Below are 21,307 nucleotides of genomic sequence, written 5' to 3'. Positions count from 1 at the left end.
GGCGTACGGCCGTCAGATGGTGAACTGCTTCGAGACCAGAGTGAATCCGGCGTCCCAGGAGGCCCAGGTGACGGTCGCGGGGGGCTCCTCCTTCAGCGCTCCACCGGGGAACCCGGGGGACTTCGCCAGCAGGCGCAGGTTCAGCGGCCCATCGCCTTCGACCGTCAGTTTCAGTTCGACACCCTCGGCCGGTGGCGCGGCATAGGTGAAGCCCCAGCCCCAACGGCCCTTGGCCCCCGGCCGGTTGTGGCCTCCGGCGAGCTTGTCCCCACCGACCGCCAGGCCCCGCACGGAGGAGCTGCCCGTCGTGTCGGCGTACAGCATCAGCTCGCCGGCCGTCGCGCCGACGGCGTTGATCCGCACCACGACCTCCCTCGATCCGGCGCCGCGCCGCGTGGACAGCACCCGCAGTTCCGGCGTCGGAGCGTCGACCAGCGGCGCGGGGCCCGTACGCCAGTCGTCCGGTGTCTTCAAGTAGGGGAATTGCGTGGCCACCGGCGTCGTACCGGCGCCGACGTACTGTTCGAGCCAGGGGTGGTCGCCGAACCCGGAGCTCACCCAGCGAGCCTTGTGCCGGTCGCCGTCGACCACGTACAAGAGGCTGACATGAGCGGGGTGTCGACTGTCCACGCCGTCCCGCGCCACCCCGACCACGCAGCCGGCGGCCCCGACCAGTGCCGCCACGGACGTCCATACGACGAGGGATCGACCGCGGAGGCGGCCGGCGAACGGCACCACGAGCGGGGCCGCGAAGAGGGCCACCACGATGAGCGGCACCATGGCCATGGCCAGTCCCAGCGCGTCGAAGAACAGCGCCGCGATGGGGACCAGCAACGCGGCCCCGGGCACCGCCGCCAGCGCCGACAAGGCGTCCCGCCAAGCCGAGTCCCGCGGCAGCCGGGCCGCGAGCGCCAGGCCCGCCGAGCCGGCCAGCGCGGGCCATACGAAGAGGTAGGAGGCGCCGGGCACCAGGGCGGCGGTGAGCACGGCCAGCACGGCCAGCCAGCAGGTGACCGCCGCGCTCAGCTCCAGGGCCCCGCGCCCGCGCCGCAGCACCGCGGCCCAGATCCAGACCGCCACCGCGGTGAGCACCCCCAGGCCGAGCGCGGCGAGCCCCGGCCGGTACGGGTCCCCGAAGACGAAGCCCGTGTAGTGCGGACGGAAGAACGTCATGAGCTGCCAGCCCGCCCAGCCGACGGCGACCGCCGCGAGCAGTGGCACCGGAACGGTCGCGGCCACGACCGCCAGCGAGCGGCCCCTGACAGCCCGGCGGCGCACAGCGAACCACACGGCGGCCGCGATCGCCGCCACCGAAAGACCGGCCAGTGGCAGGACCAGGCCGCCCGGGTAGCGCAGCAGCAGGCCACCGAGTGAGAAGTAGGTGGCGTCCGAGCTCTCCGCGAACGCCGGGATGTCGGCGGCGCCGAGCTTCCGGGTGGCGGACAGGATCGTGGAGCCCATGTCCTGCAGAGAGGCGCGGTTGGAGTGGGCGAGGTCGTCCTGAGCGGTGTGATAGTTCGCCGACGTGCCGATGTTGGCGAAGTTCATCCCGGTCAGGCCCGCCTCGCGGAAGACCGTGAAGTCGGTGTTGTTGGGCAGCAGCCGGTACACCTCGTACGCGAGCGAGGTGGTGACCGGGACATGGTCACCGAGCGCCGGTACGAGCGCCCCGTTGTGCGCACCCGTCTCGAACATCACCGCACGTCCGGACGTCCCTCTGGCGTCCAGGTTGAGCACGACGGTCCCGTCCCCGTCGCCCAGGCCTCCGGAGGCGGCGAAAGCGCGGGCCCCCATCAGACCGGCCTCCTCACCATCGGTGAACAGGAAGGTGATGTCGTTGCGCGGCGCGGGTCCCGCGCGCAGGGCCCGGATGGTCTCCAGCAGGACCGCGACGCCGTGTGCGTCGTCGGTGGCACCGGGGCCGTTCTCCGCGGAGTCGTAGTGGGCCACCACCAGAACTCGGCCGGTCGGGTCCGTACCGCGCATGGTGGCCTGGACGTTCTGCACCCGAGCGGCCGAGGCGTGGCCGGGGGTGCGGTCGACACCGACCGACGCGCCGGTCCTGGGCTCCAGTCCCAGCCGGGTGAGCTCACGCAGCAGCCGGTCGCGGACCCGGTCGTGCGAGGACGATCCGATGGGGTGCGGCTCGGAGGCGATCTCCTCGACGTGGCCGTGCGCGCGGGTGGCCGAGAACTCCTTCGCGGGCGCATCGCCGGGCAGCGGGTCAGGGGGTGTCAGCGGGCCGGTCACGGTCGCCGCCACGGCGATCAAGGCGACGACGGCGAGCAGGAGCAACCCGGGAAGGCGCCGCCGCACCACGGGTGGCGCGGCCGGTGGCCGAGTGGGGGTATCGGGGGTCACGCTCTCGCGAAGGGTCACTGGTCAGCCGTTCCTGTGCTGGTGGTCGAGGTCCCGGCGCCCGTGTGCGGTGACGCGTCGTACTGCTCCGGGAGCTGCCCGGTGCTGCGCTTCGACAGCAGGGGCAGCGAGATGAGCGCGACCACGGCGAGCAGGGCGGCCGCGAGGAAGAAGGGGGCGCGCAGACCGAAGTGGTCGGCGACCATGCCGCCGGTGAGGCCGCCCAGTGGCGCCAGGCCATTGATGACCAGCCGGTACGCGCCGTTGATGCTGCCGAACCGGTCCGGCGGGATGAGCGCCTGGCGCAGCGTGGTGGTGACCACGTTGACCAGCGCGACGCTGATTCCCACGAAGGCGAAGGCGAACGCCGCGGCCGGTGCCTGCCCGGCCGCCCCGCCGAGCGCGAAGGCGAACGGACACAGAGCGAAAGAGAGCTGGAGCACCGCGCCGCGCCCCATCACCGCGATGAGCCGGGGCGCGAGGGTCAGGCCCAGCAGCCCGCCGCCCGCGATCACCAGGAGGAGCAGGCCGTACTCCGTCTCGCTGACGTGCAGAACGTGCAGGGCATAGAGCACGGCGATGCCCATCACGGCGAGCACAGCGAAGTTGAGCACCCCTGCCATCAGGCAGACCGTGCGCAGCAGGCGGTGCCGCCACAGCCAGGCGATGCCTTCACCCGTCCGGACCGCGAGCATCCGCGGGTCGAGGGGGCGGCCCCGCCCGGGCGTCCGGGTGCCGGTGCGGCGTATGCCGAAGATCAGCAGGGCGGAGAGCGCGAAGCAGACCGTGGCCAGGCCGAAGGGCAGCACGTGGGCCGCGGCGAACAGCGCCGGGCCCACGGGAGCACCCAGGAACTCCATGGTGACCAGCCGCCCGGTCAGCAGTCTGCTGTTGGCCGAGTCCAGCGATCCGGAGCCGGCCACATCGGGCACGACGGCCTGGGACAGGTTGTCCGCCATCGTCTCGATGGAGCTCAGCAGGAACGCGGTGATCGCCAGTGCGGCTGTCCCGACCCGGTCCGCGAGAATCACCGCGACGAAGCAGGCCAGCACCACGGCCCTGGCCACATCGCAGATCCACAGCATCCGCCAGCGGTCGAGATGGTCGATCAACGTGCCGGAGAGCGGGCCGACGAGTACCCAGGGCAGCTGGCCGGCCACCGAGACCAGCGATACGGCGACCGGGTCGCTGCTGACGGTGGCGGCGTACACGGAGAGCGCGAAGATCCGGACACCGTCCCCGAGCCCGGACATCGAGGTCGCGGACCACAGTTGCAGGAATCCGGTCCCGAAGCGGCGCGGCGATGCCGCGGCAATGGTCGGCTCGGCCACCTCGGGTGCCTCCTTCCTGAGGCCGAAAAGCGCACCCCGATGGTGGCAACGAAGCGCACCGGGCAGGAGTCGGGGGAATCCCTCATGCCACCGACCGGATCGCGGACCGGTCGGTGAGCACCCGGACCGCATGCACGATCTCGCTACGAGGAGCCGACCGTCGTGTCAGGACTTGCCCTTGACGCTCCTCGTCCGGCGGAGTCCGGCGTTAGCGTGACCCCGTGATCACCTCCCCTTCGCAGCGCCTTCGCGTCCTGCCCATCGAGTTCACCGTCGAGCACCTGCCCGCCGGGCACCTGCCCGCGGACTCCTCCTGGTGGGCCCTGGTCCGCGCGCCGGAGGGGCTCACCGTGGTGCGCGAGGCCCGGCAGGAGACCGAGGCGGGAAGCGACTGCCCCGAGCCGCGGGAACGGTGGACCGGCCTGTACGGCGACACGGCCCACGGCCTGGATGTACCGGGCATGCTGGCGGCCGTGGTCGGACCGCTCGCCTCCGCCGCCGTACCCGTGTTCGTCACCTCCACCTTCCACAGTGATCTGGTGCTGGTGCCACGGGCCCGCCGTGCCGATGCCTTCACCGCCCTGCGAGCCGGCGGCCACGAGGTGGACGAAGAGCTGTCAGGGGAGTTCCCGACTGCCTGATACCCGCGGACGGCTGTCAGCCTCGTGACCAAACAGCCTGGCTCAGGCTGTTCTCAGAGGAGGTTGAACGTGGGATTGGCGGATGTCGAAGAAGCCGAAGGCCCCGGGATACGAGCGGCCGACGGTGTGCCGTGCCTGGAGCTGACCCGGGACGAGAGCGCAGCGGTTCGTCAGCTCACCGACGACCTTCTCGACGAGGACCCGGAGCGCCCCCTCGACGACCGGCTCGGCCGGCTGTCGGTGCGGGCCCATGACATGCCCGCACGGGTGCGCCATCACCTGACGGAGTTCCGGCTCACGGGCCGACCGTACGGCGGCCTGGTGGTGTCCGGCCTCCCGGTCGACGAGGACACGCTCGGCCCGACGCCGACGAGCTACACCGACGAGCCGAAGAGCCGCGAGACCGACCGGGCGGCGGCCGTACTGCTCCTGATGGGTTCCCTGATGGGTGACCCGATCTCCTATCTGACCCAGCAGCGCGGTCGGCTGGTGCTGGATGTCTTCCCGGTGCGCGGCCACGAGGAATCGCAGTTGGGTTCGAGCTCGACGGTGAACCTGGAATGGCACAACGAGGACGCGTTCCACCCGATGCGCGCCGACTGGATCATGCTGTTCTGCCTGCGCAACTCCGACAACGTACCCACCACCTTCGCGCCGGTGCACGACCTCGAGCTGGACGAGGCGACACGCCGGATCCTGTTCGAAGAGCGGTTCATCATCCTGCCGGACGAGTCGCACACCGCGGCCTTCAACGAGACGACCACCGGTATCGAGGCCAACGCGTGGGCCGACAAGGCGTTCCGGCAGATCGCGGAGATGAACAGCAGCCCGCGGCCCATCTCGATCTTCAGCGGAAAGCAGGAGGCGCCCTTCGTACGGCTCGACCCGGCCTTCATGAAGCGGTCCCTGAACGACCCGGCCGCCGAGAAGGCGCTGGAGATCGTCATCGACACCATCGACAGCCGGCTCCGTGACGTCGTGGTCTCCCCCGGCGAGCTACTGATCATCGACAACAAGCGCGCGGTGCACGGGCGCAAGCCGTTCAAGGCCCGCTATGACGGCACGGACCGCTGGCTGCGGCGCATCAACGTCACGGCGAACCTGCGGGACTCCGAGGACCGCCGCTACGGCTCGCACGGGCGAGCACTGGTCTGAGCACCTGAGACCGAGATCCCCAGACCCGGTGGCCCTGAGAACACCTGAGGTACCTCGGGGACGGGGCCCCGGGAGCTGTCGGCCCGTGCGCCGGTGAACCGGCGCACGGGTCACAGCCGTCATGCCTCGCTCCCGTCCGGACGCCGGACGGAGCCGAACGCAGCAGGGAACACGTGATGGGCACCGTACCGAAGCCCGGACCCGCGGAAACGGACGATGAGATGACCGACGACGACTCCTTCATGGCCGACACCTCCTTCACTCAGCAGAGCATGTGGCTGCTGGATCAGGCGGATCCCGGGCAGCCCACGTACAACGTGCTCGCGGCCGTGCGCATCGGAGGACGACTGGACCACTCCGCGCTGCGCCAGGCGCTCGACAGTGTCATAGAGCGGCATGAATCACTGCGCACGGTCTTCCACTTCGACGGAGTGGAACCCCTCCAGGTCGTTCTGCCGGAGCTGCACGTGGAGGTGCCGGTCGACGAGATCGCGGGCCGGGACGTCGACGAGCTCATCCTGGCCGAGGTCGAGCGGCCCTTCTCCCTGGCGACCGGGCCGCTGGTACGCATGCGGCTGCTGAGGCGCTCCCCCGAGGAGCACATCGCCGTCCTGACCATGCACCACATCGTGACCGACGGCTGGTCGTCCGGCATCTTCCTGCGGGAGCTCTCGCTGTACTACGAGGCCCACGCGGGCGGCCCGCAGGCGCGGTTGGAGCCGCTCCCCCTCCAGTACGTCGACTACGCGATCTGGCAGCGCGAGACGCTGCGGGGCGAGACGCTGTCACGCCTGGTCGACTACTGGCGCGAGCGACTGACCGGTCTCGAGCCGCTCCAACTGCCCACCGACCGACCACGACCCGCCGAACCTTCCTCGGCCGGAGCGCTGCACACGTTCACCATCCCGACGGCGCTCGTCACCCGGCTGGACCGGCTCGCCCGCGAGCACGAGGTGACGCCGTTCATGACCTTCCTCGCGGCCTTCACCGTGCTGCTCTCCCGCTACTCCGGCAGTCATGACATCTCGGTCGCCTCACCGGTCGCCGGGCGCAACCGCTCCGAACTGGCCGGCCTGATCGGGTTCTTCGTCAATACGCTGGCCCTGCGGGTGGACAGCTCCGGGGACCCGACCTTCGTCGAGCTCCTCGCCCGCTGCCGGGAGGTGTGCCTCGGTGCGTACGCACACCAGGAACTGCCCTACGAAAAGCTGGTGGAGGAGCTCAAGCCGCCACGCTACGCAGGCCTGGGAGGACCGCTGGCCCAGGTGATGCTGTCGCTGCAGAACCTGCCGCAGGAAGGCTGGTCGGCCGGCGGGCTGACTTTCGAGGCGATGCCCGTGGCCACGCGCACGGCCAAGTTCGACCTGTCCCTGGAGATCATCCCGGGCCCGGAGACCTCCCTCGGCACCCTCGAGTACAGCACCGAGCTGTTCGACTCGGCCACCGTCGAGCGGATGGCCCGCCACTTCGTGACCCTGCTCGACGCGATCGCCACGAACGCGCGTACACCGCTCTCCCGGCTGCGACTGCTGGAGGACGACGAGCGCGAGCGGCTGCTGGCCTCCACCGCCGACCCGGCCGCGCCGGTCGCCACCACGCGAGCCGACTGCCTGCACCGGGCGTTCGCCCGCCAGGCGGCGGCCACACCGGAGGCGACCGCCGTGGTCTGCGGTAGCCGAAGTCTCAGCTACGCGGAGCTGGACAGCGCGGCGAACCGGCTCGCCTGGCGGCTGCGGGAGCGCGGCGTCGACCTCGAGACACCCGTCGCCGTCCTCCTCCCCCGCTCCCCCGAGCTGATCACCGCCTACCTCGGCATACTCAAGGCCGGCGGCTACTACCTACCGCTCGACCCCGACTATCCGGCCGAGCGCCTGGACCACATGCTGTCCGACTCCGGTGTGTCCTACGTCGTGACCACGGCCGAGTACGCCGCCCGGCCCGCCGTACGCGACCGCGAACCCGTCCTCCTCGACTCCACCGGCCCGGCCTCGCACATGGGCCCGCCGCCGGACCGGACCACCGCGGACCACCTCGCCTACCTCATCTACACATCCGGCTCGACCGGGCGTCCCAAGGGTGCGATGAACACCCACGCCGGTGTCGTCGGCTTCGCCCGCGCACTGGCGGGCACACTCGGGCTCACGAGCGAGGACCGGGCCCTGCAACTGGCGCCGCTGGGCTTCGACGTGGTCGCGGAGGAGGTGTTCCCCCACCTGTTGACGGGCGGATCAGTCGCTCTGCCCGACGGCAGGCCGCCGATCGCCATCGAGGAGCTGTGGGACCTCGTACGGGAGACGGGCGCGACGGTGCTGTCAACCACCCCGTCCCGGCTGAGCGCCATCACGGAAGCCGAACGCGCCACGATTCCGTCCACCTTGCGCACCCTGCTCTTCGGGAGCGAGGCGGCTCCGGCGCTGGGCCGTCTCCTGCCATGGCAGAAGTGGCCGGGCCGGCTTCTGCAGGTCTACGGAGTCACCGAGGCCGCCTGTACGTCCATCGTGGCGCCGGTCGACTACGACGGAGTCGCGGAGGCCGTCGTGCCACTCGGCCGTCCGCTGCCGCACTGCCGCGCGTACGTGCTCGACGAATGGCTGGAGCCCGTCCCCGCGGGAGTGGCCGCCGAGCTGTACCTGGGCGGCCCGTCCGTGGCCCGCGGCTATCACGCGCGCCCTGGGCTGACCGCCGAACGCTTCGTGCCCGATCCGTACGCGACGGCCCCCGGCGCCCGCCTTTACCGCACCGGAGACCTGGTGTGCCGCCGTATGGACGGCACCCTGCAATTCGTCGGGCGGGCCGATCAGCAGGTCAAGATCCGGGGCTACCGGGTGGAGCCGGGGGAGGTCGAAGCCGTTCTCACCCAGCACCCCGGGCTCTCCGGCTGCGCCGTGGTGGCCCGGGCCGACGCATTGAACGCCATGCGGCTGGTGGCCTATCCGGTGCCCGTCGAGGGCAGCGAGGCGGACCCCGGTGAGCTGCGTGCGTTCCTCGCCGGCAAGCTGCCCGAATGGATGGTCCCCAGCCATTACGTCCCGCTGCCGGAGCTACCGCTGACAGCGAACGGAAAGGTGGACCGCGCCGCCCTGCCCGATGTCTCCGAAGCCTGCGTGTCCACTCGGTACACCGCTCCACGCACCCCCGTCGAGGAAGAACTCGCGCGGATCTGGTCGGCCATGCTGGGCGTCGACCGGGTCGGTATCCACGACAACTTCTTCGATCTGGGCGGCCACTCGCTGATCGCCGTACGCATGCTCTCCGAGGTGAGCGAGGAACTCGGCGTGCGGGTGCCCCTGCGGGTGCTGTTCACGATCGAGCCCACCGTGGCCGCTGTGGGGCAGTACGTCTTCGAGGCCCTGCTCGCCGATGACGAAGCGACCCCGGACGGGACAGCCACGGAAGAGGAGTCGGCATGACCTCCACGCAACCGGATCTGGCCGCTCGGGCCAGGCTGGAGGCCGCTCTGCTGGCCCGTCGGTCCCAGCGGAGGAAGGCCACCGGCATCCCCCGGCTTCCCCGGCCCGAGAAGGGGGCCGCTTTCCCCCTCTCACACACCCAGCGACTGATGTGGCGCCTCCACCACGACTCCCCGGTCGGCGGCACGTGGGTGACCCTCGGTGGCGTCCGCCTGTACGGCCCGCTGGACATCGCGGTCCTGGAGCGGGCCTTCACCGCCGTGACCGAGCGGCACGAGGCGCTGCGCACGATCTTCAGCACCGATGAGCACGGCGATCCCGTGCAGGTCGTACAACCCGCCGCCCTCGTCTCCGTGCCGGTCACCGACGTGACGCCGGACGGGGCCGAGGCCCTGATGGCCACGATCCTCGACGAGCCGTTCGATCTGCGGAAAGGCCCGCTGGTACGTCTGCGCTTGCTGCGGCTGGGCCCACAGGAACACCACATCGTGCTCGTGGTGCATCACATCATCAGTGACGGCCGCACGATGGAGATCATCATCGCGGAGCTGACAGCGCTGTACGTCGCCTTCGCCGCCGGCCTCCCCTCTCCCCTGCCTCCACTGGCCGTCCAGGTCGCGGACGTGACCGTCTGGCAGAACCAGCGACTGAGCGGATCCCGCCGGCGGCTGCTGGACTACTGGCTCCCGGCGCTGGAGGGGGCGACAGGGGCACTGCCGCCGACGGATGCTCCGCCCCGGCCAAAGCGCGACTCACGGGGGCGCACCTACCAACTCCCGGTGGCCGCCGAGACGGTACAGGCACTGCGGAACGTGGGCAGCACCCACAACGCGACCCTGTTCATGGTGACGCTGGCCGCCTGCCACACTCTGCTCTCCTGGTACACCGGGGTTCGTGACGGCGCTGTCGCTTCTCCGTACACCTACCGGGACCGGCCGGAGATCGACTGCCTGGCCGGCGCGTTCATGAACTACTTGGTGCTGCGCGCGGACCTGTCCGGTGACCCTGCCTTCACGGAGGTACTGGGCCGGGTCCGCGACCGGACCGCGGCCGACTTCGAGCACCATGAACTGCCGGTCGGCGAACTCATGGCGGAGCTCGGACACGAGCCCACAGCCGACCCGCACCCCCTGCTGCGCTCGCTGTTCACCGAGGAGAGCGACCCGGACCTCCCGCCTCAGGGCGTGACGGCCCTGCGCACCGAAATGATCAACGACCCGCCCTGGCGGCGGGCGGAGCGGGACTTCACGCTCCGGGTCACTCACGGCACCGCCGGCACCCATGTCATCGTGACCTACCGGACCGACGCCTTCACTCCCGAGCGCGTGCGGGACATCGCCGCCGACTACCGGGACCTGCTGGAACGGATCGCGGCCGACCCCGACTTCAAGGTCTTCGACGCCCAGGGCGGGGCCAACGCTCCGGCGCTGCGGGTCCCGCCCTCCCGCTGCCCGACGGCTGCGCCGGACGGCTCGTCCGGCCGGACCCGCTGACCTGCGGGGAGCCGGCGATCTAGCCGCCGGTCGTGCCGTCGAGCAACTCGCGCAGGATGTCCAGGTGGCCGTTGTGGCGGGCCGTCTCCTCGGTGAGGTGGAGGAGGATCCAGCGCAGGTCGACGTGGAGGCCGTCGCGGACGGCTCGCCGGGCCTGCTTGTCCAGGCTGTTCCCGGCGACCAGTTCGCGGTAGCGGGCGCTCTGTTCGGCGTATTCGTCGAGCAACCGCATGAGCGGGAAGTCGACGGCGATACGCATCTCGCGGTCGGGGTCCTCCTCGGTCCAGGGGCCCCGGTCCTCCTCGCCGAGGAAGACCACCTGGAACCAGTAGTACTCGACCCAGCGGAGGTGGTTGATCAGTCCGCTCATGGTCATCAGCGGCGAGCCCGGCAGGAGCGCCTTGCGGGCGTTCTCCGCGGAGACGCCATCGCACTTGGCGCGGGCGGTGTCACGCGCGTAATCGAGAAACGTGGTGAGCTGGGTGCGCTCGTCCCACGCGGGAGGTGTGTCGTCGATTCTGATCATCGCGCCCAGCATCCCCGATCACCGCGACCGGTGTCGAGGTGTCATCGAAGGTGACTTTCGTCGAGTGGGCGACGGGACGGAGAGCGCCATCAGCGCAACGCACCCGGGCGTCGCGCCGGGTGGTCGAGGCGTTCGTCCGGCCCCGGCCGGTCGGCCGACGCCCGCCTGCCGGCTGTCCTGCACGAGGTCGCCCCGTGGCTCCGCGGGAAGCCACGACGGCCCGCCTCTTCACCTGAATGCCCGCGCCACGTTGCCCCCCATCCGCCCCGGCCATCGCATGGGGGTGGGGAACACGAGCCCGCACGGAGCCACCGGAGGGCAGGAAAGGGCGCTATGTACGTTCGCAGCATCTATGCAACGGGCGATCCGGCCAACCTCGACGGGGTCGCCGAGGCGCTCCGGACCGAGGGGCACGAGCTGTTGTCGGCGCAGCCGGGCTTTCGCGGGATGGGGCTGTTCGCCGACCGCGAGCTCGGCAAGCTCCTGGTGGGGTCGTGGTGGGAGGACGAGACCTCCCGGCAGGACAGCTACGAGGCCCTGGGAAAGCGGCGGGCCGAGCTGATGGCGCCCTTCGCGCTGACCATGACGGTCGACAACTGGGAAGCGGCGGTCGCCCGGCGCGCGGAGACCCTCGGGCCCGGCGCGGGGTTCCGGCTGGTCCGCATGGACGTCGAGCCGCCCGGCATCGACCTGCTGGTGGACACGTTCCGCGACACCTCACTGCCCAAGATCCAGAAGGTCCCCGGACTGGCCGGCGTCTCCCTCCTCATCGACCGCGACCGGGGCAGAGCCGCTGTCGGCGCGCTCTACACCGACCGCGACGCACTCGTGGCATCCCGTGGCGCCGTCGCGGCGGTCCGCGGAGAGGCCACGGCGAAGGCCCGCGTGACCACCAGCAGCGTCGAGGAATTCGAGGTGGTCCTCGCCACGGCGGTCCCCCACGCCTGACCACGCGCTCGCTCAGCGCGTGAGCGACGTCGCCCGCTCGACGCCGACGTCGATGAGCTCTTTGCCGACGTCAGATCCAGGCGCGGAACTCCCGCAGCCGGCATCCCCACGACATCCATGCGCCGAGTACGGATCAGCAGCACGACACCCCCTCCCGACAGCCGCAGTCGCTAGGGTTGGCTCATGACCGCAATGCCTGACTGGATGCGCCCGCCGCGCGCGGAAGGCTGGTTCGCGGAGGACCTGGACCGCCTGCCCGAGGCACCACGCCACACCGAGCTCATCGACGGAGCCCTCGTCTTCATGGTGTCGCCACAGCGGTCCTGGCATGGCCGCCTCGTCACCGCCCTGACCACGACACTCATGGCGCAGGCACCGGCCGGCTTCGAGGTCGAGCGGGAGATGACGATCCGCCTCGATGCCCGCAACCGCCCCGAGCCGGACCTCTTGCTGACGGACCTGCCCTATGACCCGGACCGTACCTGGTATGCCCCGGAGGACGTGAAGCTCGTCGTCGAGGCCGTATCCCCCGAGTCCGCCCATCGCGATCGCACAGTAAAACTTCGCAAGTACGCAGAGGCCGGCATCCCGCACTACTGGTGCATTGAGGACGAGGACGGCGCACCTGTCGTCCACGTCTACGAGCTCGACGGACCGACCGGCACTTACGCGCCCGCCGGCATCTTCCGGGGCACCCTCCAACGCCCGGTGCCCTTCGAGATCAGCCTCGACCTCGACAAGCTCACACCACCACGAAGCAGCTGAAAAGTCAGCACCAAGTCAGCACGGGAATGCGGAAGGGGTCGGACTCGCCAGAGTCCGACCCCTTCTGACCTGCACGTTTGACGAAGCGAACTAACATGCGGTAACGAGGCGGCTACACATTGAAGCGGAATCCGTAGTACAGAGCTCCCACCTGCGGAAACGCGGTTCTGGAGCGTCCAAGTCAGCACAGAATCAGCACGGGAACCTCGACTCGGGCCGTCATGCCCCATCATGTCTTCCCAGGCCAGGAGCGATCCCCCTTCTCCCCACGCCACCCAGTTCATTCTTCTCCTGCTAGCGCCCCTTTGCCGCGAGGCGTCGAACGGCCGTCCTCAGCTCCGGCACCTGAGCCCGCCAACCGGCAACCGCGAGCTTCAGCTCGGCGCACGAATCGCCGGTCAGGAAGACGACATTGCAAGGCTGACAGATCAAGAACTCTCGCCATATCTCGAACCGGCGGCGCGCGGGCTCCTTGTCCTTGATGACCTTGGATATCCGGACTGCGGCGAGCAGGGCAGCAGCCGCAAAGAGGGCGAGGTTCACCGGGTCGCCGACAGGATGATCGACAAGGTTCCAGAAGAGAAACAGAGCGACTATCCCCATGGCGAAAATAAGCACCGGCGGGGGAACGTCGCCGAGGCGCACCTGCCGAGGCGGAGCTAGGTGTTTACCCAGCGTGGTTGCGCCCTGCACGGTCGTTCTAACCGCGCCCACGCGCCCGCTGTAGGCGCCACTGTTGGCCTGGTGCAGCGCAGGCACCGCCGCTACCCCCTCGATCCTTCCACAGTCAATGCACGGCTTCCGCTGCGCCACTGTGCCCCCTCGATCTCACGATGCCGTATATGACACTCCCATCCGATAGCAGCTGGTCGGCAGGGCACAAGTGGCAACCGCACGCATAATCAAGCCAGTTCGATGAGGGCGAGGGAGTCGGCGCGCCCGAACACTGACCACAACGCTCCGAACTGCTCCTACGCGCCCTCGGCGTCTTCCGAGGCTCACTCCGACATCCGGCGTCCTTCGAGATCAGCCTTGACTTGGACAAGCTCGATCCACCCCGAAGCCCCTGCCCGTCAGCTGCGAGCCAGAACGGGAAGACAAGGTCGGCATTCACATCCCGCGAAGACCGGGCAGGCGATCGAAGCTCAGTAACGCGGCATGTTCGGGATCGCCTTCTCCGCGAGCTCGATGAGGGCCTCCACCTTCATCAAGTCGGCCGCAACCTCCTCCGGCGTAACCGTGGGGGTCTCCGACGACCGGTACTCGACTTCGTTGCGCCGGGCTCGCATGCGGTTGAAGGGGCGCAGTATGGACCCGAGCGGCGGGTCGAGCTGCGCTCGCACTGCCTCGTAGATGACGGTATGACCACCACGGCTGGTCGCGCGCAGCCCCTGGTTCTGCAATACCGCGGCCAACGCTCTGCGCGCAGCGTCATAGGCCAGTGTGTATGCGCCCTCCGGGTCCGTCGCCGCCAACTGCCGCGCGGATCCCGCATGCGTGCGCGCCCGGACCAGTTCCGCCTCGGCGGCCTGCTGGGAAGCGGGTACACATTCAAGCCCACCACTGGCGATGAGCGCGTCAACCGTCGCCCGCCCTTGATTCCAGCGCGTCATCGCGTCTCCAGGTCAAGGTTCAGCTGGACCAGCGGACGTTCGCGAACGCTGGCGAGGAACGGATCATCCGTGCGGGCTTCCCACGCCTCGACGGAGACCCGATGGACGTTGACTTCACGGCGCAGCCGCCGGGACGCCTCCTCGGCAAGGTCAAAGAGCGCGTCGGCATCGGGATCACCCACAACGAGGACATCGACATCAGCGGGCGGCAGCCCAGGCTCACCGTTGTACCGAGCGGCCCAAGAGCCATAGATATAGGCACGCTGCACACCTTCAAGTCCCGTCAATGCGTCGGTGAGCAAGGGCATGGGACCAAAGGAGACAGACATGAGATCGCTCAACGGACGGTACAGCGGAGTATCCGTACGAGCCTTGACGAGGCGACTGCGTCCCACTCGCCGATCGGTCAGGATGCCACCGCCGGTCAACCGGTCAACCTCGCGCAGGACGGCTGTGGGCGTCACTCCGACGTCAGTGGCGAGCTCGGTGATGCTGTACTCGCGTTCCGGGTGCAGGAGCACCAGCGCGAGGAGCTCGCCTTGCATGCGGGATCGGAGGATAGGGAGCAGGCTCGGCGATGCTTTCATTGGGCGCAGAATATCAAGCGCCCAATGAAAGTAACAATCCGCATCAGGTTGCTCACAAGATCGGCACGGACGCCTCCCGCGAGGCGCTCCACAGGTCAGCACCAAGTCAGCACGGGAATGCAGAAGGGCCAGGCCCACCGGAGCCCGACCCTTCTGACCTGCAAACTTGACGACTTATCTAGCATGCAGTAACGAGACGATTACACGTTGAAGCGGAATGCCTGAGCCCCGATCCTGACCTGCGGCGGAGCCCCGCACAGCGCCCTGACCAGGCATTTCTCCGTTGGCGAGCGTTGGGTCCCGACGGTCACTTACGGGTGTCCTGCGGACTGTCCGCGGACTGGCCTACGGGGCCTCGACAGAGTCGAGGTGCCTGCGCCGCTCCGCGGCGATGTCTCGTCGCCACCCTGGGCCGGCAGCGGCCACGGATCGTGCTCGCCATTCGCCACAGCGAGGCTGCTCGCGAACCAGACGAGGTGCGGTGCGGGCACGAAGGAATCGCGGAGCCACCGCGCAAAGAGAGCCGCTTCACCGGCGGTCACGTCGGTCAGAGTGATGAAGGCATAGTCGGGCTCGGGCATCGACGCCGTCCCGTCGATCCATACGCCAGGGGCCAGCTCGATCTCAAAATCGAGGACGGGGACGCTGTGGATGCCCGAGATCCGATAGTCCACGGTGGGCTCGGGGAACGTCTCCCTCAGAGCCCCCTTCAGGGCCTGTGCCGTGGCGCGCCAAGCTCCGCCGTCGCCCTGGGGCGGGTAGAAGGCGAAATTGGTGCGGATGTTCCGTTCAGTGGGCACGGTCTTCCTCTGTCTCACGGCACGTATCGCCTCGAGCCCGGCGTACCCGACATCGCCATCATGAACTGCCGGTAGGCAGCGTTGTCCTTGCCGTCCGTGACGATCTCCAGTCCCCCGTGCCTCGCTGATTGCGGCGTTCTCCACGGCTTGCTTGTACCGAACGAGCTCCTTCGCGTCACCGGCGTACACGGAGTCGAGGACGGGATCCCAAGAAATCTTTCCCTGCCGGGAGGGAGCGGGACAGCGAGAGAGGCGAGAGGTTCAGGGTTCACAGGCGGATGCTGGTTCGATGGCCTGACAGATGGTGGTACACCCGTGGGTGATCGTTTACTCCTGTTCAGGTGAGGTACTGGGTGAGCACGCTGACGACAGCAGTGGCGAGGGTGATCACAGCGACGAAAGCAGCCGCCGCTCGCATCAAAGCGGCCGGGTAAGTGGTGCCATCGAGGCGGGCCAGTGTGCCCGTGGCAACGGCGGCCAAGAGTGCGAACACAACCGTCACGGCGACGGTCAGTAGGACGACGGCGACACGGGTCACGATGATCTCCCTGCACACGGTGGGACGTTGATGTGACCGAATTTCACCGAAGCGATGATCACCGTGGTTCGACCGGACGATGATGAACATCGGCAAACACATGTGACTGGGGGCCTGATGCCGAGTGAGGAGCCCGATGGAGGGGAAAACCCGCTGGCCAAGCTGCGTGACAAGCTCAGCGATGGACTGGCTCGCAAAAGGCTGACCAAGACCCAGCTCGCTACCCAGTCAGGGCTAGGTCGCACGACCATCCAGGAAGCGTTCCGGGTGGATGGGGCTGTCCCGTCGGCTGAAACAGTCGTGGCGCTGGCCCGAGTGCTCAGGGTGTCAGAAGCGGAATTGTTGGATCTGCGACGTAGGGCTGCCGCCCACCCGATCGGTTCGGTGCCCGGGCACGGCGAGGGACCCGGCAGGCCGATCGGACAGTGGGATCCGCACGACCTGGAGGTTCATCCATCCGGATCCGCCGCAGCAGCCAGCTCAGTGCGGGCGTTGTCCGGCTACGTCCGCCGTGCGCACGACCAGGTGTTGGCTGAGGCGGTGAGCGAAGTCATGGAGGGCCACAGTCGGATGCTGGTCCTGGTCGGCTCGTCGTCCACAGGCAAGACACGGGCATGCTGGGAGGCTGCCCAGCCGCTTGCTGACGAGGGGTGGCAGCTTTGGCACCCCTACGACCCAACCCGCGCAGAAGCGGCGCTCGCCGACCTCGAACGCGTCGTGCCGCTCACGGTGGTGTGGCTTAACGAAGCCCAGCACTACCTCGGTCACCCTCAAGTAGGCGAGCCCATCGCAGCCGCCCTGCACACCCTCCTCACCGACTCCAGCCGCGGACCGGTCCTCATCCTCGGAACCCTCTGGCCCGAGTACGAGGATCGATACGGCGCCATGCCCAGACCTGGCAGCCCGGACCCGCACAGCCGAGCCCGCGAGTTGCTCGCTGGCCGCACCGTACTTGTCCCCGATACCTTCAACCAGGACGCGCTCCGAACGGCCACGATCCTCGCCCAGAACGGTGACCAGCTGCTGGCGGATGCCCTTTCCCGTGCTGGCACTCACGGCCGCGTCGCCCAAGACCTCGCTGGCGCCCCCGAACTCCTGCGTCGCTACAAGCATGGCGCCCCGGCCGTTCGGGCTCTGCTGGAAACCGCGATGGATGCCCGCCGTCTCGGGGTAGGGCTCCACCTTCCCCAAGCATTCCTCACCGACGCCGCCGCCGACTATCTCACTGACGACGACTGGGACCAACTCACCAACGACTGGGCAGAAGCCGCCTACGCGGACCTCGCCCGCCCCGTCCACGGCAAGCAGGTCCCGCTCGGCCGGACAAGCCCCCGACCCGCGCGTCGTCCTCCGATCGGACCGACGCCGGCAAGTGCTGCGACCCCACCAACGGGTCCTATGCTCCGCCTCGCTGACTATCTAGAACAGCACGGGAGGACGGCCCGCCATCTACTGTGCCCACCAGCATCCTTCTGGCACGCAGCTCACGCCCATCTCACTCACCCTGGCGACCTCAACAACCTCGCTGAAGCCTCCGAGAACATGGGCCGTTCGCAATGGGCCCACCACTTCCGCCTCCGAGCTGCCGAAGCCGGACACCCCGACGCCATGATCAGAGTGGCCTGGGCGCGGGAGGACGCGGGGGACCCGGAGGGTGCCGAATCCCTGTTCTGGCAAGCTGCGGACGCTGGGGATCCCAGGGGCCTGAAGTTCTTGGGCCAGAAGCTGGAGATGGCCGGGGATCGGGAGGGTGCCGAGCCCTTTTACCAGCAGGCCGCCGCCGCAGGTGACCCAGATGCGATACGCGGTCTGGCGCGGCTGCGAGAAGTGGTCGGAGATTTGGAGGGTGCCGAAACCCTTTACCGGCGGGCCGCCGACGCGGGGGATCCCAATTCCCTGTCCAATCTGATGATGATGCGAGAGGAAGCAGGGGACCGGGAAGGTGCCGAAGCCATCGCACGGGAGGCCACTGACGCTGGCGATACCTTGTGCTTCACCATCCTGGCGCAGATGCGAGAGGAATCAGGAGACCGGGAGAGTGCCGAAGCCATCGCCCGGGAAGCGGCCGACTCCGGCGACATTTCCCCTCTGTTGGATCTGTGGCGGGATCGGCTCGACGCCGGGGACCTGGAGGGAGCCGAATCCATTTTCCGACAGGCCGCTGAGGCTAACGGCGGCCCCACCCCGGCCCACTTGGCGCGGATGCTGGAGCAGGCCGGGGACCAAGAAGGCGCCGAAGCCCTTGCTTTGAGGGCTGCCGATGTCGGTGATTTCTACATCCTGCGCGACCTTGATCGAATGCGGGACGAGGCCGGGGACAAGAAGGGCCTTGACGCCCTCTACCGACACGCCGCCGACGCTGGCCACATCCGCTCACTGTTAGGCCACGGAAGATGGCAGTACGGGCTGGACCCGGACGGTTCACCCTCATCTCCATGGATCTCGGAATAGGGGCAGCAGTTCAAACCATCGGTGACCGCCCGCCTGCGCACCGATACCGGAGCAAACAGCCCCGGCTGGCCCTCTGCCCACTACACGGCGATCATCAACGACCTGGCCGACCACTCCCAGCTGATCCTCTACTCCCAGTTCTGGCAGGTGGACGCCGGCTGCACGTACGGCATCTCCGGCACCGCGGTGGACTGGGAACTCGACTGGGCCGCGCCCTGGGAGCACCTGGTCGAAGAGGCCCGCACGTGCTCGCTGCTGGAGGCCTCCGAAGCCCCCGTCGGCGACGACATCTTCGTCGCCCCCACCTGGATCGACCGTACCGACCTGTACCCGGAAAGGTGACCGATGCCGTCCCAGCACCCCGAGGAAATCGGCTACGGCCATGTGGTCGAGAGCTACGTGACGAGGATGTACGCGGGCCTGCCGCGCTACCTCGTACTAAACGGCGGGCGCTTCCTGAGCCCCCGGTGGTGGCACACCACCCGCTTCACCCGACACCTGCTCGATGACGCCGCCGCGATCACCGACGAGGAACTGGAAGGCCTCCTCGCGTACGAATGGCGCTCGCGCCTCACCGCCGGCTGGCTGATCGGCGTCGACCGCCGCGAACGGTTCCGGGCACGCATCGGCGACCTGCTCCTGGGCAGCGAGGTCTGCTACTCCGGCGGCGCCTACTGCTTCGCCCTGGCCCGCTTCGGCACGCACGCGGACGCCGAGATCCTCACCGCCTACCTCGACCGCTACCTCCCCTGCACCGACCTGCACTACGACCAGCCCGCCGCCCTCGGCGCCCTCCTCCGCCTCGACGCCCTCCTCGGCACCCGCCACGCCGACCGCTTCACGGAGCCCGACGGCCTCTGGGACCACTGGGTCAAAGGCGTGGGACGCCTCGGCTACCCCAGCCACACCCTCGCCGAGCTGCGCCGCTGGACGGACCTCCACTGCGACTTCGCCAACGGCTGGACCCGGCCGTAGCCGCAGCCGCCTGACTGCGGCTACGTGAAGTCCGCGTACGCCATGTGTCGGCCGCAAGTGCGGCATACGAAGAGGTAGCCGCTGGGCTGGCTGTCCTTGTCCAGAGCACCCAGATAGCTCTCCACTGCCTCGGCAGACCACCCCCACGCGCCGACCTCGCTGCGCAGCTCCTCCAGGGCATCCGGGAACGTGGCCAGCTCGGCCGCCCCCACCGCCCCCAGGAACCCCGCACCGTCACCGCAGTGGAAGAACCACCGCGGGTCCTGCCAGGAGGAGAAGCCCGGCGTACACGCATCGACGGACATCACGACGTCAAGCGGGACATCATCCCCGACCGGGTCACCGATGAAGTGCGCGTCATACTTCGCAGCCGCGCTGCCGTCCGCGATGCACCACGGGCACAGCAGGTGGGAAAGCTCCTCGACCGCGTACACCGGGCCCGTGTAGACGTAGCCCCGCGCTCGCCCGCAGCAGACACACGTCGTGCTGGACGCGACGACCGCCCCGGTCGCCAAGGGGTCGGGGTGGTAGGGAAAGCCGGGCAACTCCTCGGACATGCCGGTCACGCTACCTGCGCACAGGGAGGTCGTGCTGGACTGAACCCGCCCTCGATCCGATGGCGGTTAAGGCCTCAGCAGCCGAGCCTGCGGGTCGTAGCAAACGAGCCCCATCGATGCCGCGAGATGGGCAGCGTAGGCCGAAGCCTCCTCGGCCATGCTGTAACGCAGCGGAAAGTAGATGAACGGGCCAGCCGCCTCGCCGATCAAGGGCCCGGTCGACCAGGGAGAGGTGTCTTCCTCGTCCTCCGTGAGGTCCACCCATCGCGCCAGGAGCCCGGCGACGTACTCGGCGACGCGCGGTGACGGTTGAACCTCTTCGTCTGTGTCGATGTAGCGGTCGTACAGCTGGGTGAGGATCTCACCCGCGATCACATCGTCTGCGGGTCTGTCGCCTTCCCACACCGCCAGGTCGTAGCTCATGGCCGTACTGTGCCACGCCCCGCTGACAGCTCCCCCTCCGGCTTCGCCACTCACTTAGCCGGACCCAATGTCCGAGGCCGCTGTTACCTTCCGCCCATGACCGCATCAGATGATCTACTCCGCCGGATCGAGCAAGACCCTTCCTTGGCCGCCTCGCTCGCCTGGCCCGGCGACTTCGACATCGATCGCCGGGATCCCATTGAGGACCTTGTCCTTCCCACGGGAGCACCGCTGCACCCGATAGCCGGCTGCGGCGCCGGCGGCACGTACTTCCTGTGCGGGGAAGCCGGGGCCGATGAACGGCCTGTCCTGTACGCCGACTCCGAGGGCCAGGCCACTCTGATCGGCGCCGACCTCGTCGAGGCCATCAGGCTCATCGTGGTCCTGCCCTTCTGGCGGGACCTGGCGAAGGGGTTCGCGATCGGCGAGCTGGGATTGGAACTCCGTGCCGACCACCCCGACTTCGACACTGAGCGCGACCGTCTCCTGGACGCCCTCGGGCTCGCCCCTCCCTCTGAGGAGGAAACTGCCGCTCGGCTCTTGGCCGTCGCGGCACGTACGGCCCCGAATTACGTACCGCACGTTCCGGACGCCGACCACCTGCCGTACGAGCCTCTCTTCGGGGAGAACCCCGGATAGCGGCACAGCCTCCTACGTTGGAGGACCCCTCGGTGGCGGACCGAGGATCTGAGGACGTCTGCGGACTGACACTGCTCCCGCTGCAGTCACGGACAGG

General features: G+C 68.9%; 20 protein-coding genes. 10 read left to right on the top strand and 10 right to left on the bottom strand.

The window, feature by feature from the left end; translation table 11 throughout:
• Positions 1-12 precede the first annotated feature (12 nt).
• Both ACZ303_RS19350 and ACZ303_RS19345 read right to left on the bottom strand, forming a co-directional pair.
• A complete protein-coding gene (locus ACZ303_RS19350) occupies positions 13-2,361 on the bottom strand; it encodes a M20/M25/M40 family metallo-hydrolase (protein WP_467340454.1) in 2,349 nt (782 codons plus the stop codon).
• Between the two features lie 14 nt (positions 2,362-2,375).
• A complete protein-coding gene (locus ACZ303_RS19345; RefSeq protein ID WP_467340452.1) occupies positions 2,376-3,689 on the bottom strand; it encodes an MFS transporter in 1,314 nt (437 codons plus the stop codon).
• Positions 3,690-3,910: 221 nt separating this feature from the next.
• On the opposite strand from ACZ303_RS19345, the gene ACZ303_RS19340 reads away from it, so the two are divergent.
• From ACZ303_RS19340 to ACZ303_RS19325, 4 genes are all read left to right on the top strand, one after another.
• Entirely contained in the window at positions 3,911-4,330 is a 420-nt protein-coding gene (locus tag ACZ303_RS19340; protein ID WP_467340450.1) for an ACT domain-containing protein, read from the top strand.
• Positions 4,331-4,399: 69 nt separating this feature from the next.
• Entirely contained in the window at positions 4,400-5,485 is a 1,086-nt protein-coding gene (gntD, locus tag ACZ303_RS19335) for a guanitoxin biosynthesis L-enduracididine beta-hydroxylase GntD (RefSeq protein WP_467340449.1), read from the top strand.
• Between the two features lie 221 nt (positions 5,486-5,706).
• Positions 5,707-8,895 (top strand): non-ribosomal peptide synthetase, encoded by a 3,189-nt coding sequence (locus ACZ303_RS19330; RefSeq protein ID WP_467340447.1) that lies wholly within the window; start codon positions 5,707-5,709, stop codon positions 8,893-8,895.
• Entirely contained in the window at positions 8,892-10,388 is a 1,497-nt protein-coding gene (locus ACZ303_RS19325; RefSeq protein WP_467340445.1) for a condensation domain-containing protein, read from the top strand. The genes ACZ303_RS19330 and ACZ303_RS19325 overlap by 4 nt, the downstream gene beginning before the upstream one ends.
• Before the next feature lie 19 nt (positions 10,389-10,407).
• Here ACZ303_RS19325 and ACZ303_RS19320 read toward each other — a convergent pair whose 3' ends face one another.
• The gene (locus ACZ303_RS19320) at positions 10,408-10,914 is read right to left on the bottom strand and encodes a DinB family protein (protein ID WP_467340443.1); all 507 of its coding nucleotides are present in this window, start codon (positions 10,912-10,914) and stop codon (positions 10,408-10,410) included.
• 333 nt (positions 10,915-11,247) lie between these two features.
• Here ACZ303_RS19320 and ACZ303_RS19315 point away from each other — a divergent pair, with 333 nt between their 5' ends.
• Together ACZ303_RS19315 and ACZ303_RS19310 are read left to right on the top strand one after the other, a co-directional pair.
• Positions 11,248-11,862 (top strand): antibiotic biosynthesis monooxygenase, encoded by a 615-nt coding sequence (locus tag ACZ303_RS19315; RefSeq protein WP_467340441.1) that lies wholly within the window; start codon positions 11,248-11,250, stop codon positions 11,860-11,862.
• Between the two features lie 183 nt (positions 11,863-12,045).
• Positions 12,046-12,627: a Uma2 family endonuclease gene (locus tag ACZ303_RS19310; protein WP_467340439.1), complete on the top strand. Its 582-nt coding sequence runs from the start codon at positions 12,046-12,048 to the stop codon at positions 12,625-12,627.
• A gap of 294 nt (positions 12,628-12,921) precedes the next feature.
• Here the strand turns inward: ACZ303_RS19310 and ACZ303_RS19305 are convergent, their stop codons facing one another.
• The 5 genes from ACZ303_RS19305 to ACZ303_RS19285 form a co-directional block, all read right to left on the bottom strand.
• Entirely contained in the window at positions 12,922-13,386 is a 465-nt protein-coding gene (locus ACZ303_RS19305) for a hypothetical protein (RefSeq protein ID WP_467340437.1), read from the bottom strand.
• Positions 13,387-13,772: 386 nt separating this feature from the next.
• Positions 13,773-14,240 (bottom strand): hypothetical protein, encoded by a 468-nt coding sequence (locus tag ACZ303_RS19300; RefSeq protein ID WP_467340436.1) that lies wholly within the window; start codon positions 14,238-14,240, stop codon positions 13,773-13,775.
• The gene (locus ACZ303_RS19295; RefSeq protein ID WP_467340434.1) at positions 14,237-14,785 is read right to left on the bottom strand and encodes an ArsR family transcriptional regulator; all 549 of its coding nucleotides are present in this window, start codon (positions 14,783-14,785) and stop codon (positions 14,237-14,239) included. Before ACZ303_RS19295 ends, ACZ303_RS19300 begins: the two co-directional genes overlap by 4 nt.
• Before the next feature lie 353 nt (positions 14,786-15,138).
• Entirely contained in the window at positions 15,139-15,627 is a 489-nt protein-coding gene (locus ACZ303_RS19290) for a hypothetical protein (RefSeq protein WP_467340432.1), read from the bottom strand.
• A 337-nt stretch (positions 15,628-15,964) separates the two neighbouring features.
• Positions 15,965-16,255: a hypothetical protein gene (locus ACZ303_RS19285; RefSeq protein ID WP_467340430.1), complete on the bottom strand. Its 291-nt coding sequence runs from the start codon at positions 16,253-16,255 to the stop codon at positions 15,965-15,967.
• A gap of 27 nt (positions 16,256-16,282) precedes the next feature.
• Between ACZ303_RS19285 and ACZ303_RS19280 the strand changes: the two genes are divergently transcribed.
• The 3 genes from ACZ303_RS19280 to ACZ303_RS19270 are packed head-to-tail and all read left to right on the top strand — an operon-like array spanning position 16,283 to position 19,591.
• Positions 16,283-18,616, top strand: coding sequence for a helix-turn-helix domain-containing protein (locus ACZ303_RS19280; protein ID WP_467340428.1), 2,334 nt, complete (start codon positions 16,283-16,285; stop codon positions 18,614-18,616).
• Positions 18,617-18,637: 21 nt separating this feature from the next.
• Entirely contained in the window at positions 18,638-18,958 is a 321-nt protein-coding gene (locus ACZ303_RS19275) for a hypothetical protein (protein ID WP_467340426.1), read from the top strand.
• A 3-nt stretch (positions 18,959-18,961) separates the two neighbouring features.
• Positions 18,962-19,591 carry a DUF6000 family protein gene (locus tag ACZ303_RS19270; protein WP_467340424.1) on the top strand — a complete coding sequence of 210 codons (630 nt, stop codon included), beginning with the start codon at positions 18,962-18,964 and terminating at the stop codon, positions 19,589-19,591.
• A 20-nt stretch (positions 19,592-19,611) separates the two neighbouring features.
• On the opposite strand, the gene ACZ303_RS19265 is transcribed toward ACZ303_RS19270, so the two are convergent.
• Both ACZ303_RS19265 and ACZ303_RS19260 read right to left on the bottom strand, forming a co-directional pair.
• The gene (locus ACZ303_RS19265; protein WP_467340422.1) at positions 19,612-20,148 is read right to left on the bottom strand and encodes a CbrC family protein; all 537 of its coding nucleotides are present in this window, start codon (positions 20,146-20,148) and stop codon (positions 19,612-19,614) included.
• Between the two features lie 66 nt (positions 20,149-20,214).
• Positions 20,215-20,571 (bottom strand): hypothetical protein, encoded by a 357-nt coding sequence (locus tag ACZ303_RS19260; protein WP_467340420.1) that lies wholly within the window; start codon positions 20,569-20,571, stop codon positions 20,215-20,217.
• Between the two features lie 96 nt (positions 20,572-20,667).
• Here ACZ303_RS19260 and ACZ303_RS19255 point away from each other — a divergent pair, with 96 nt between their 5' ends.
• A complete protein-coding gene (locus ACZ303_RS19255; protein WP_467340418.1) occupies positions 20,668-21,210 on the top strand; it encodes a hypothetical protein in 543 nt (180 codons plus the stop codon).
• The last annotated feature ends 97 nt before the right edge of the window (positions 21,211-21,307 follow it).

The sequence above is a fragment of the Streptomyces sp. NPDC023527 genome, assembly GCF_055560115.1.
The sequence above is the reverse complement of the archived record's forward strand: the minus strand, read 5'-3'. Positions and strand labels throughout refer to the sequence as shown.

What these genes read in the sequence shown, in the direction of transcription:
- ACZ303_RS19330 (WP_467340447.1), top strand. Translation starts at nt 5,707, where the DNA reads ATGACCGACGACGACTCCTTCATGGCCGACACCTCCTTCACTCAGCAG.
- ACZ303_RS19325 (WP_467340445.1), top strand. Translation starts at nt 8,892, where the DNA reads ATGACCTCCACGCAACCGGATCTGGCCGCTCGGGCCAGGCTGGAGGCC.
- ACZ303_RS19320 (WP_467340443.1), bottom strand. Translation starts at nt 10,914, where the DNA reads ATGATCAGAATCGACGACACACCTCCCGCGTGGGACGAGCGCACCCAG.
- ACZ303_RS19315 (WP_467340441.1), top strand. Translation starts at nt 11,248, where the DNA reads ATGTACGTTCGCAGCATCTATGCAACGGGCGATCCGGCCAACCTCGAC.
- ACZ303_RS19310 (WP_467340439.1), top strand. Translation starts at nt 12,046, where the DNA reads ATGACCGCAATGCCTGACTGGATGCGCCCGCCGCGCGCGGAAGGCTGG.
- ACZ303_RS19300 (WP_467340436.1), bottom strand. Translation starts at nt 14,240, where the DNA reads ATGACGCGCTGGAATCAAGGGCGGGCGACGGTTGACGCGCTCATCGCC.
- ACZ303_RS19295 (WP_467340434.1), bottom strand. Translation starts at nt 14,785, where the DNA reads ATGCAAGGCGAGCTCCTCGCGCTGGTGCTCCTGCACCCGGAACGCGAG.
- ACZ303_RS19285 (WP_467340430.1), bottom strand. Translation starts at nt 16,255, where the DNA reads ATGTTCATCATCGTCCGGTCGAACCACGGTGATCATCGCTTCGGTGAA.
- ACZ303_RS19280 (WP_467340428.1), top strand. Translation starts at nt 16,283, where the DNA reads ATGCCGAGTGAGGAGCCCGATGGAGGGGAAAACCCGCTGGCCAAGCTG.
- ACZ303_RS19270 (WP_467340424.1), top strand. Translation starts at nt 18,962, where the DNA reads ATGCCGTCCCAGCACCCCGAGGAAATCGGCTACGGCCATGTGGTCGAG.
- ACZ303_RS19265 (WP_467340422.1), bottom strand. Translation starts at nt 20,148, where the DNA reads ATGTCCGAGGAGTTGCCCGGCTTTCCCTACCACCCCGACCCCTTGGCG.
- ACZ303_RS19260 (WP_467340420.1), bottom strand. Translation starts at nt 20,571, where the DNA reads ATGAGCTACGACCTGGCGGTGTGGGAAGGCGACAGACCCGCAGACGAT.
- ACZ303_RS19255 (WP_467340418.1), top strand. Translation starts at nt 20,668, where the DNA reads ATGACCGCATCAGATGATCTACTCCGCCGGATCGAGCAAGACCCTTCC.